Annotated in this window: 11 protein-coding genes; 10 read left to right on the plus strand and 1 reads right to left on the minus strand. The window is 57.5% G+C overall.

Annotated elements, in window-relative coordinates:
- Positions 1 to 28: 28 nt before the first annotated feature.
- On the minus strand, positions 29 to 322 hold the full coding sequence (locus MUB52_RS17830) for a DUF2933 domain-containing protein (protein ID WP_220800844.1): 294 nt from the start codon (positions 320 to 322) through the stop codon (positions 29 to 31).
- Between the two features lie 206 nt (positions 323 to 528).
- On the opposite strand from MUB52_RS17830, the gene MUB52_RS17835 reads away from it, so the two are divergent.
- From MUB52_RS17835 to MUB52_RS17880, 10 genes are all read left to right on the plus strand, one after another.
- Complete coding sequence (locus MUB52_RS17835) at positions 529 to 3,039, plus strand: heavy metal translocating P-type ATPase (RefSeq protein WP_220800845.1); 2,511 nt, start codon at positions 529 to 531, stop codon at positions 3,037 to 3,039.
- Positions 3,040 to 3,051: 12 nt separating this feature from the next.
- Positions 3,052 to 3,477, plus strand: a complete 426-nt coding sequence (gene cueR, locus MUB52_RS17840) for a Cu(I)-responsive transcriptional regulator (protein ID WP_220800846.1) — start codon at positions 3,052 to 3,054, stop codon at positions 3,475 to 3,477.
- A gap of 105 nt (positions 3,478 to 3,582) precedes the next feature.
- On the plus strand, positions 3,583 to 4,482 hold the full coding sequence (locus tag MUB52_RS17845) for an MBL fold metallo-hydrolase (protein WP_220800847.1): 900 nt from the start codon (positions 3,583 to 3,585) through the stop codon (positions 4,480 to 4,482).
- Between the two features lie 9 nt (positions 4,483 to 4,491).
- Complete coding sequence (locus MUB52_RS17850) at positions 4,492 to 4,872, plus strand: rhodanese-like domain-containing protein (protein WP_220800848.1); 381 nt, start codon at positions 4,492 to 4,494, stop codon at positions 4,870 to 4,872.
- Positions 4,873 to 4,985: 113 nt separating this feature from the next.
- The gene (locus tag MUB52_RS17855; RefSeq protein ID WP_220800849.1) at positions 4,986 to 5,423 is read left to right on the plus strand and encodes an ion channel; all 438 of its coding nucleotides are present in this window, start codon (positions 4,986 to 4,988) and stop codon (positions 5,421 to 5,423) included.
- Positions 5,424 to 5,488: 65 nt separating this feature from the next.
- Positions 5,489 to 6,424 (plus strand): DUF305 domain-containing protein, encoded by a 936-nt coding sequence (locus MUB52_RS17860; RefSeq protein ID WP_220800850.1) that lies wholly within the window; start codon positions 5,489 to 5,491, stop codon positions 6,422 to 6,424.
- A gap of 16 nt (positions 6,425 to 6,440) precedes the next feature.
- Positions 6,441 to 7,208 (plus strand): MauE/DoxX family redox-associated membrane protein, encoded by a 768-nt coding sequence (locus MUB52_RS17865; protein WP_220800851.1) that lies wholly within the window; start codon positions 6,441 to 6,443, stop codon positions 7,206 to 7,208.
- Between the two features lie 586 nt (positions 7,209 to 7,794).
- Positions 7,795 to 8,016, plus strand: coding sequence for a hypothetical protein (locus MUB52_RS17870; RefSeq protein WP_220800852.1), 222 nt, complete (start codon positions 7,795 to 7,797; stop codon positions 8,014 to 8,016).
- Positions 8,016 to 9,476 (plus strand): TolC family protein, encoded by a 1,461-nt coding sequence (locus MUB52_RS17875; RefSeq protein ID WP_220800853.1) that lies wholly within the window; start codon positions 8,016 to 8,018, stop codon positions 9,474 to 9,476. Before MUB52_RS17870 ends, MUB52_RS17875 begins: the two co-directional genes overlap by 1 nt.
- Positions 9,477 to 9,489: 13 nt before the next feature.
- Positions 9,490 to 10,795: multicopper oxidase family protein (locus MUB52_RS17880; protein WP_263845518.1), on the plus strand; the 1,306-nt coding region annotated here is incomplete at its 3' end.

The following is a 10,795-nucleotide window of genomic DNA, read 5'->3' on the forward strand; positions in this document are numbered from 1 at the left end:
AGAGATGGGGCTTGCGGTTGGTAGAAGGTCAAGCGTCCATTGATGTCTGGACAGGGATTTTTGCCTCGCCGGGCGCGTCGCTGTTCGATGTCTTGCGATCTCCATGGCAGGATTCTCCCATGAAAAAGAACATCACGCCATGTGCGCCGAGGCAGAGTATGATCGGGGTTAGAACGCCGAAACTGTCCTGCAGGCCAGAAAGTGTGCCGCCGCGGGCAAAGAAGACAAGCAGTGGAAGCAGCATGACCGCGCAGCACACCCACATGCCGACGTGCATCATCTTTGAATTCTGCGGCTGCTTTTCTTGATCTGAACTATTCATTGTACACGCTCCGAAACTGGAAATAGCGCACCAATCGCTCGTGCGACAAGTTTACAAATCGATACATTTCAATCGGAAAGAGGGGGTTAGAGAGACTGTAGGCTGATGCTGTGCCGGTTGAAAAAGAAATCTCCGATAAACCCCTTGAGCTTCCAGTGACTGGAAGCCCTATATCTGCCTCGAGTACGAAATCGAGGTAGCAAGCCATGACCGACACCAGCCATACAACGCTCAGCATCGAAGGCATGACCTGTGCATCCTGCGTGGGGCGTGTTGAAAAGGCCTTGGCGGGGCTCGACGGGGTTTCCGACGTCGCCGTCAACCTCGCGTCTGAGACGGCGCGCCTTTCGCTGGATGATCCGTCTCGGCTTACCGACGCCACGCAGACGCTTGCCTCCTTGGGTTATCCCGCGCGAACATCCAAGGTCACCTTGAACATTGCGTCCATGTCCTGCGCATCCTGCGTCGGACGGGTGGACAAGGCACTGGCGGACGTGCCCGGAGTGCTTTCCGTCAGCGTGAACCTGGCGGCAGAAACGGCGACGGTCGAGTATCTCGAGGGTGCGGTGTCCTTGGGCGACTTGATGGCCGCATCAACGGCGATTGGTTACCCGGCTGACATTGCAGAGTCGCAGGCGAGCCAGTCTCGCGTCGCACTCAAGGCAGAAGAAGCCGACGGACTGCGCCGCAGCGTCCTTTTGGCAGCAATTCTAACGCTACCGGTCTTCATCCTAGAAATGGGCTCCCACCTTATTCCGGCATTTCATCACTTGGTGATGACGACGATTGGTCTCCAAGCGTCTTGGATCATCCAGTTCGTCCTCGCAACACTCGTCCTCTTCGGGCCGGGACGCCATTTCTACACCAAGGGGTTTCACGCGCTTTTCAAGGGCGCCCCGGACATGAACAGCCTCGTCGCCGTCGGCACCGGCGCGGCCTGGGGATATTCGGTGGTCGCAACCTTTCTTCCCGGACTTTTGCCAGAGGGTGTGCGCGCGGTCTATTTCGAGGCCGCTGCGGTCATCGTCGTCCTTATTCTGATTGGCCGGTGGCTCGAAGCACGCGCCAAGGGCCGCACCGGCGCTGCGATTCAGGCTCTGCTGGGCCTGCAGGTCCGCAACGCGCGCGTCGTCCGGGGTGGTGACACGGTAGAGGTCGATGTAGATGCACTCGCCGTCGGCGATGTGATCCTGGTCCGCCCGGGTGAGCGGATCCCTGTGGACGGCGAGGTTACCGAGGGATCGAGCAATGTGGATGAGAGCATGATTACCGGAGAGCCTGTGCCCGTGCAGAAGGCTGCAGGTGCGGCCGTAACGGGCGGGACCGTCAACGGCACTGGCAGCCTGACGTTCAAGGCCGCACGGGTCGGGTCGGATACCACGCTCGCACAGATCATCCGCATGGTCGAGGAGGCGCAAGGCGCCAAGCTGCCCATCCAGGGCCTTGTTGACCGCGTGACCCTGTGGTTCGTGCCTGCGGTCATGGTGCTGTCCGCGCTCACGGTGGTGGTCTGGTTGCTTGTCGGACCGGACCCGGCTTTGACCTTTGCGCTGGTGGCCGGCGTCTCGGTTCTGATCATCGCCTGTCCTTGCGCCATGGGCTTGGCCACACCCACGTCGATTATGGTGGGCACCGGGCGCGCCGCAGAGATGGGAGTCTTGTTTCGCAAGGGGGATGCGCTCCAGGCCTTGTCCGAAGTCGATGTCATCGCACTCGACAAGACGGGGACTGTCACCGAAGGCCAGCCGTCACTGACCGATCTGGTCACCGCCGACGGTTTCGACCGAGACAAAGTGCTGAGCCTGATCGCCGCTGTGGAGGCCCAGTCTGAGCATCCCATCGCCGAAGCCATTGGCCGCGGCGCGCGGGCCGAAGGGATCGCCGTTCCGAATGCCACGGGCTTCCGGTCGATCACCGGTTACGGCGTCGCCGCGACTGTCGAAGGTCAGGAGGTGATGGTCGGCGCGGACCGTTATATGTCCCGCGAAGGGATCGAAATCGCCGCCTTGGTCGAAACGGAAGCCGAGCTGGCAGGGCGGGGCCGGACAGCGCTTTATGCGGCGATCGACGGCAAACTGGCCGCAGTGATCGCCGTGGCGGACCCCGTGAAACCCGCCAGCCAGGAAGCCATTGCAGCCCTGCACGCGCGCGGCTTCAAGGTTGCGATGATCACCGGAGACAAACGCGAGACGGCGGAGGCCATCGCGCGCGAAACCGGAATCGACCACGTGATCGCGGGTGTCCTGCCGGATGGCAAGGTCGCAGCGCTCGACGATCTGCGCGCGGGAGACCGAATGATTGCTTTCGTCGGCGACGGCATCAATGATGCACCGGCCCTGGCCCATGCGGATGTCGGCATCGCCATCGGCACCGGAACCGATGTCGCTATCGAATCCGCCGATGTGGTCTTGATGTCAGGCGATCTGCGCGGCGTGGTGAATGCGGTTGAGGTTTCCAGGCGCACCATGTCGAACATTCGCCAGAACCTCGTCTGGGCCTTCGGGTACAATGTCGCGCTGATCCCGGTCGCCGCCGGGGTTCTCTATCCGGCCTTTGGTTTGCTTCTTTCCCCGGTCTTCGCGGCGGGTGCTATGGCCCTGTCGTCGGTATCGGTTCTGACAAACGCCCTGCGTCTGCGCCGCATCGCGCCGGCCTTGCGTGAAGACAGAGACATCACCGCACCACGGATCAGTGCACAGACCCAACCCGCGGAATAGGAGGATCGTGTCGTGAACATTGGAGAAGTTGCAGAGCGGTCAGGGATCCCACCCAAAACCATCCGCTACTATGAGGATATCGGCCTGGTCAGGCCGCAGCGCAGCGGCAACGGATACCGCACGTTCCGCGAGACCGATCTGCACAAACTTGCATTCCTGGGTCGCGCGCGCGCTCTCGGGTTTTCGATTGAAGGTTGCCGTAATCTCTTGAGCCTTTACGAAGATGAAACGCGGGAAAGCGCCCAGGTGAAGGCCATCGCTGAAGAGCATCTGAGCGCAATCGACGACAAGATCGCGCAGCTTCAAGCGATGCGCGAGACCTTGTCGCATCTCGTCGAGGCCTGCCATGGCGACCACCGACCGGATTGCCCGATCCTAAAGGATCTTTCTGGTGCGCTCGCTGGATGCAAACCAACGACCGGAAGAAGCGCGGATTAGCGCAACGTTTTCCAAATTCCTCTTTTCGTTGGCGAAATCCCTTGGAACCATCCAGTGCTGGAAGGTTGTTCGGTTGATAAGTGCGAAAAAGACAGGAGGGAACACATGTCGGTCGGACAAGAATTCACCAGCCATTCTAGCAGCGGTGGGCCGCTGATTCACTGTCTGTACGAACCCGATACCGGGTCGTGGCAATACATCTGTGCGGATCCCGCCACTGGAAAGTGCGCAATCATTGATCCGGTGCTGGATTTCGATCCCGCCCATGCCCGCACGTCAACCGAGTCTGCGGAAAAGCTTTTGGGGATCGTGAAGCAGCACGGCTACGACGTGCAATGGATCCTCGACACACATCCGCATGCCGACCACCTGACCGCCGGACGGTGGCTGGCGGACTGCACCGGTGCGCCGCATGTCATAGGAGAAAAGGTCACCGAGATCGCGAAGCTTTGGCGGGACTATTATCATCTGCCTGACGCTTTTCCGGTGGCAGATGATTTCGACCGTCTGCTTCCCGAGGGCATCGATTTCTCCATCGGTGAACTTGGTGTCAAAGTCCTGCTTTCGGCAGGACACACGCTCGGCTCTGTCAGCTATGTCGTTGGCGATGCGGCGTTCGTACATGACACGTTAATGCATGTCGATGTGGGGACCGCGCGCGCAGACTTTCCGGGTGGCAGCACCGGGGAGCTTTGGAACTCGATACAGGAAATTCTGTCGTTGCCAGAAAACACCCGTCTTTTTATCGGTCACGACTACGGGACCGATAAACGCGAGAGACCGGCCTGCGAGGCAACTGTCGCCCAACACCGGGCCGACAATCCGCACGTCGGCGGCAATCAGTCGAAAGAGGCGTTCATCAAACTTCGGGAAGAGCGCGACGCGACGCTGGGGCTACCTGATCGCATGCTCTTTGCCTTGCAAGTCAACCTGCGTGGTGGGCGTCTTCCACCAGCGGAGGCCGACGGTAATTCCTATTTCAAGATACCTGCAAACAAATTCTGAGGTGAGGCAATGAAGAAAGAAATGGTTGATGGTGGTGCCCTCGAAACCTGGACGCCGGAAGAGGTTGAAGCAGCCTTGCGCAAGGGTGAGATCGTCCTCGTGGATGTCCGCACGCCAGCCGAATATGCATTTGAGCACGTCGAGGGCGCCTTGCTTCTGCCCATGGCGTTTTTCGATCCGCGATTCTTGCCAGAAGACAACGAAAAGCGACTTATTCTGATGTGCGGGTCGTCGGCGCGATCGGAAAAGATGGCGCGAAAAACGCTACAATCCGGCGCGAAACGGATCGCCCATCTGGAAGGAGGATTTGGCGCGTGGAAAGACGCAAAGCTGGATTATGTCACGACGGATATGGCCAGTGGTGCGCCTGTACGGAAATCAGTCAAATAGCACAGGCTAGGGTACGGTGACGGATCACGGATTGATCGCTGTCCCTGATCACTATCCTGTTCTTCTCGCACGTCAGAGACGGCCGCGCAAAGCAACCGAACAGAGATCAACAAATGCTTCAGTCAATGCTTCTTGCGGCGCTTCTCATCCTTGCGTGCACAGCAATTCATTACGGCGCTCTTCGTTTTGCGACGCGGATTGTTGATCCGGCAGCGCACCCCAGAAGATGTTTATTCATCTCTGTCTCGTTGATCACCGCAGCGCACATCATAGAGGCGGCCATCTACGCCTCGGCCTTTTGGGTTGCTGTGCACCAGATTGACATTGGCTCTTTGCAATTGGCGCAGGATCCCACAGCGAACTTGTACCCCATGGATTATTTTTATTTCGCGCTTGTGAACCTCACCACGCTTGGCCGGGGTGATCTGCAACCATCAGGTCATTTGCGGTTCCTGACTGGTATCAGCGCGTTTCATGGCTTTCTGCTTATCACTGCGTCGGGTGGCTATTTGTTGCAGGTGATGTCTGGAAAGAACCCTTTTCGAAAATAAATTTGAACCGTTGGGAACCCTCCAGCGCTGGAGCCTAGTTTTGGATGAAAGCGAAAGGAACTCCTATGTCAGATTCAACATATCAAAATCACTCGAGAGTTGAGGGTGAAGAAAGCAATAAGGCGCACAGCAAGTCATCGTATGGCCGCTTTCTCGCAATGGTTGGTACGTCAACCGCCATCATGTTCGGGTTGATGTACCTCAACTCCTACTCACTTGAGCACATCTATTGGAGCGAGACACGTTTCTACATGACGTTCGTCATGGGCGCGACGATGGCAGTCGTGATGCTTCTTTTCATGTGGGGCATGTACAAAAACATGGCGGCCAATGTTGCCATCCTTGCGGGCTCTGCAGTGATGTTCGCTGGCGCGCTCTGGCTTGTGCGCAGCCAAGAGACCGTCCAGGACGAAAGCTGGATGAGTGCTATGATCCCCCACCATTCGATCGCCATCATGACAAGTGAGAGAGCCGAAATCACCGACCCACGTGTCAAAGTCCTCGCTGAAGAAATTGTCGTGGCTCAAGATCGGGAAATCGCGGAGATGCGCTTCTTGCTGGCTGACATCGCGGCCAATGGTGAAGCCAGGTCAGATTGGCCGCTTGGTAAGTCAGAAGGTCCTGCGCCGTTGGAGAGCTTGACGCAAGCGATTTCGACCCCGGTCATTGCAGGCATTCGTCCCGCTCCGCTCTCGGCCGAAGAGATTGACCGTGGCCTGAAAGCCCAACCGGTTTGCACTTTTGTTCGCGCGGTCAATGCTGATCCGATTTTGGCGACAGATGGCAACGGACAGGCCATTGCAAAGGTATCTGGCGCGTTGGTGACGTTCAGCGCGCAGGGTAGTGTCGCGTCAGGTGGTGTGCTGGCAGCCGACGGTGGCCAAGTGACATTGACGCCAAGCGACGCCGATGATGGTGAAGTCTCAAGCCTTCTCTTCGAGCTGACGGGTGAAACGCCTCTAGCAGTCGGCTTTATGGGATATTGGACCTGCAGCAGCTGAAGAATAGGAATTAGACATGCCAAAAGATAGCAATCAACCAACTCAAAAGGCCATTCTTTATCGGATGGTTATGGAAGACCATTTGTGTCCCTACGGATTGAAATCAAAGGACCTTCTGGAGCGGGAAGGATACACGGTGGAGGACCATCACCTTACTTCCCGAGAAGAAACTGATGCTTTCAAGGAAGAGTATTCGGTCGAGACCACACCGCAGACATTTATCGGTGGGGAGCGCATCGGCGGATACGACGCGTTACGTGAGCACTTCGGATGGGAGGTCCGCGGCGATGATGAAACGTCCTACCAGCCCGTCATCGCAATTTTCTCTGTCGCTTTCTTGATGGCTTTGGGTCTTAGTTGGGCGTTTTATGGTTCGGTTTTCACCGTTCGCGCGTTCGAATGGTTCATCGCGATCTCAATGTGTTTCCTCGCCGTGCAGAAACTCCAGGATATCGAAGGATTTTCCACGATGTTCCTGAACTACGATTTACTCGCGCAGCGTTGGGTACGGTACGGCTACGTCTATCCATTTGGGGAAGCCATCGCCGGCATTCTCATGGTAGCGGGGGCTCTTCTCTGGATCAGCGCGCCGATTGCACTCGTCATTGGGACCATCGGTGCGGTATCCGTGTTCAAAGCTGTCTACATCGACAAGAGGGAGTTGAAGTGTGCTTGCGTCGGTGGCGGCTCGAACGTCCCCCTTGGCTTTGTGTCGTTGACCGAGAACCTTATGATGATCTTTATGGGTCTCTGGATGCCAGCGCGGGCTCTTGGGTGGATTTAGGGCCGATGTCCAATGCTCGAAATCGGAACAGGCGCCAACGCGAAATGTATCAAATTGTAAGGCACTGTTCCCATTGACAGTTTCCCATCCATTCGGCAGACGTATGGGATGATGCAGCGCCTTTGGACACCTCAGTTACGTTTGGCTTTTCTGAAGCTAGTCGTAGTATTTACGCTGGTCGTTGCGACATCCGGACTCGGACATGCTGGTTCACATGCGCCTGATCACGCTTTTCCGAACGTGGTCCATGTACACAGTCTGATCTCTGATAATGAAGCAAACCATTGTGAGTTCCATGCCGCATCAGGCATCTGTGAGACACAGCCACTGGCCGCGGGCGAACATCAGGCATCTGTTGAGTGCTGCGATGGCGTTTGCATGTCCTTCATGCCACCACAGCCCCGAGAAGCTGCTGTGCGTGTAGAGGCGTCCGAGACTTTTGTACGGGCCGCAGAATTTGAACCCTCAGCAGGTGCGACTGCCGATCTGCGGCCGCCTCGAGAATTGATCTGATTTTTCTTCTTTGAGGTTTGTCATCTGGCCCTCGTGCCGCGACGACATCGTCCACTAAAGTCAGGTAATATCCATGAAATCCTATGTTTTTTCGGGGGCCTCTGCCCTCGTGCTCGGCGCATGTGCGTATGAGCCCACCCCTCTACCGATCGTAATTGATCAGCAAGCAGCCACGAACAGTTCCGTCCTTTCACCGGTCCAATATCAGGACCCGTTGGCCGGCTATACCTATCGCGCACCCACCGGTCCACGCGACTGGCGCTCGGTCAACGAAGAACAGACGGAGGGCAACTGATGCGCGTCTCAAAACTTCCCGTAATATTTGGAATTCCTTTGCTACTAGGTGCCTGCGCAACAGCCGTACCCAGTGCCTATACCGAGCCGAAAGCAGGTTTCCTTAACGTTTCCAACCAGACTTCTGCTGCTCTTGGCAAACGGACTGCTTTCGCGCAGACACAAGCCGAGAACGTGGCGTTGACCAAAGAAGTCAGATCCATGATTCACGGAAAAACCATTTCTGCGGAAACCGCGGTTCAGGTCGCGCTTTTGAACAACAAAGGGTTGCAGGCTGCCTATGCAAATGTAGGATTGTCAGCGGCGGAAGCCTGGCAGCAGGCAACACCTGAAAACCCGGTCATCTCCATCGGGCTGATCGGGATCGGCGCACCGGAATTGGGAGTCTACCGGTCCATCGAGGGGCTGATCCGGACCAACATTCTGGACGCGACAACCCGCAAGCAGCGTATCGCGATCGCAGATGCCAACTTTCAGGGTGCTCAGCTGGAAGCGGTCAGCGACACGCTGGCGCTGGCCAATGAAACGCGTATGGCGTGGATCGAAGCTGTCGCCGCTTTTGAGACAGCAGATTACCTCAAGAAGGCAAAGGCCACATCGGATGCGGGGTCCGAGCTTGCTCTGCGTCTGGGCGAGACCGGCGCGTTGAACAAAGCAGGGCAGGCAAGGGAGCAGGCATTCAACGCCGAACTCGCCGGCCAACTGGCGAAGGCGCGTCTGAACGCAACTCTCGCCAAAGAGCGGCTGACCCGGCTGATGGGACTCTGGGGCAGCGATGTTAATTACTATGTTCCGGATGCCTTGCCCGCTTTGCCTGGATCCGTCGGGCGAGTGACAAGCATCGAACAAAAAGCGCTGGCCAACCGCGTCGATCTTCGCGTGGCAAAACTCGGCTTGGAAGCACAGGCGAGAGCTTTCGAACTGACGGACCAAACCCGCATCGTTAGCGATCTAGAGCTTGTCGCCGGTGTCGAATCGGAACGTGAGCGCGAGGATGGCAATACGGAAACCGAAACCCTGCCGCAACTTGAGGTCGAATTCGCGATCCCCATCTACGACACTGGCAAGGCACGCATGCGCAAGGCTGAACTGATGTACCTTCAGGCGGCCAATGTTCTGGCCGAAAGGGCGGTGAATGTCCGGTCAGAGGCCAGAAGCGCGGAAGTCGCTTATCACTCCTCATACAAGATCGCACGGCACTATCGGGACGTTTTGGTTCCGTTGCGCGCGACGGTCGAGGAGGAGGGTCTGCTTTCCTACAACGGGATGATCACCAACACTTTTGAATTGCTGACGGACGTCCGTCAGAAACTGGCCGCTTCCTTGGAAGCAGCTAACGCGAAGCGCGACTTCTACATTGCCCAAGCCAACATTACAGCCGCGATCTACGGCGGTGGCGTCGCCGGTGGTGGCGATGGTGAGGGCGCAGCCGTAGCCGCCGGCGGCGGCCCAGGACACTGAAAGGAATGATGATATGTTAAATAGACGTCAACTACTCGGAGCCGGTGCCGCAGGTGCGACCCTGGTATCCTCCAAAGCTTGGGGCCAGACACTGAACATGGGTCTGCCGGAAGCGGCACTTATGGACACCGCTGCCACACAGGTGACGCCGCGCCCCTCTTCGGGCGTGGATTATACCCCGGTTGTCACGCTGAACGGCTGGACGTTGCCTTATCGGATGAACAACGGCGTCAAGGAATTCCATCTTGTTGCCGAACCCGTCGAACGCGAACTTGCAGACGGCATGATCGCGCATTTGTGGGGCTACAATGGCCAGTCCACGGGTCCCACAATCGAGGCGGTCGAGGGCGATCGAGTACGTATCTACGTCACCAACAAGCTACCCGAAGGAACGACAGTTCATTGGCACGGGCTCATCCTGCCCTCGGGCATGGACGGTGTTTCAGGTCTGAGCCATCCTAGTATCCCACCGGGCAAGACATTCATTTACGAGTTCGATTTGGTGAAGTCGGGCACGTTCATGTACCATCCACACGGCGATGAGATGACCCAGATGGCGATGGGAATGATGGGGATGTTTGTGATCCACCCCAAGGACCCGAAATTCATGCCCGTGGATCGCGACTTCCTGATCATGTTGAATGCATTCGATATTGATCCCGGCACCTACGTGCCACGTATCATGACGATGACTGACTTCAACCTCTGGACGTGGAACAGCCGGATCTTCCCGGACATTGACCCTCTGGTCGTCAACAAGGGCGACCGCGTGCGGGTTCGGGTCGGCAACCTGACCATGACGAACCATCCGATCCACATGCACGGCTATGACTTCAAGGTCACCTGCACAGATGGCGGCTGGGTGCCGCCAGAAGCGCAATGGCCGGAGGTCAGCATCGACATCCCCGTGGGCGCGATGCGCGCATATGAGTTCGTCGCAGACCATCTGGGTGACTGGGCGATTCACTGCCACAAGTCGCACCACACCATGAATGCGATGGGACACGACGTGCCCACATTCATCGGGGTCAACAAGAAACCACTGACCCAGAAGATCCGTCAATTCCAGCCGGAATACATGCCCATGGGGATGTCCGGCATGGGGGACATGGCGAAAATGGAAATGCCGCTGCCTGACAACACCATCCCGATGATGACGGGTTGGGGGCCCTACGGCCCCATCGAGATGGGCGGCATGTTTTCGGTCGTAAAGGTGCGGGACGGCATCGACGCGGACGATTACTCCGACCCCGGCTGGTACGAAAATCCTCCGGGCGAGATGGCCTACGAATGGACCGGCGAGTTGCCCGAGTTCGCCT

Origin of the sequence: Roseobacter sinensis (assembly GCF_025755255.1) — a bacterium.
Lineage (GTDB): Bacteria > Pseudomonadota > Alphaproteobacteria > Rhodobacterales > Rhodobacteraceae > Roseobacter > Roseobacter sinensis.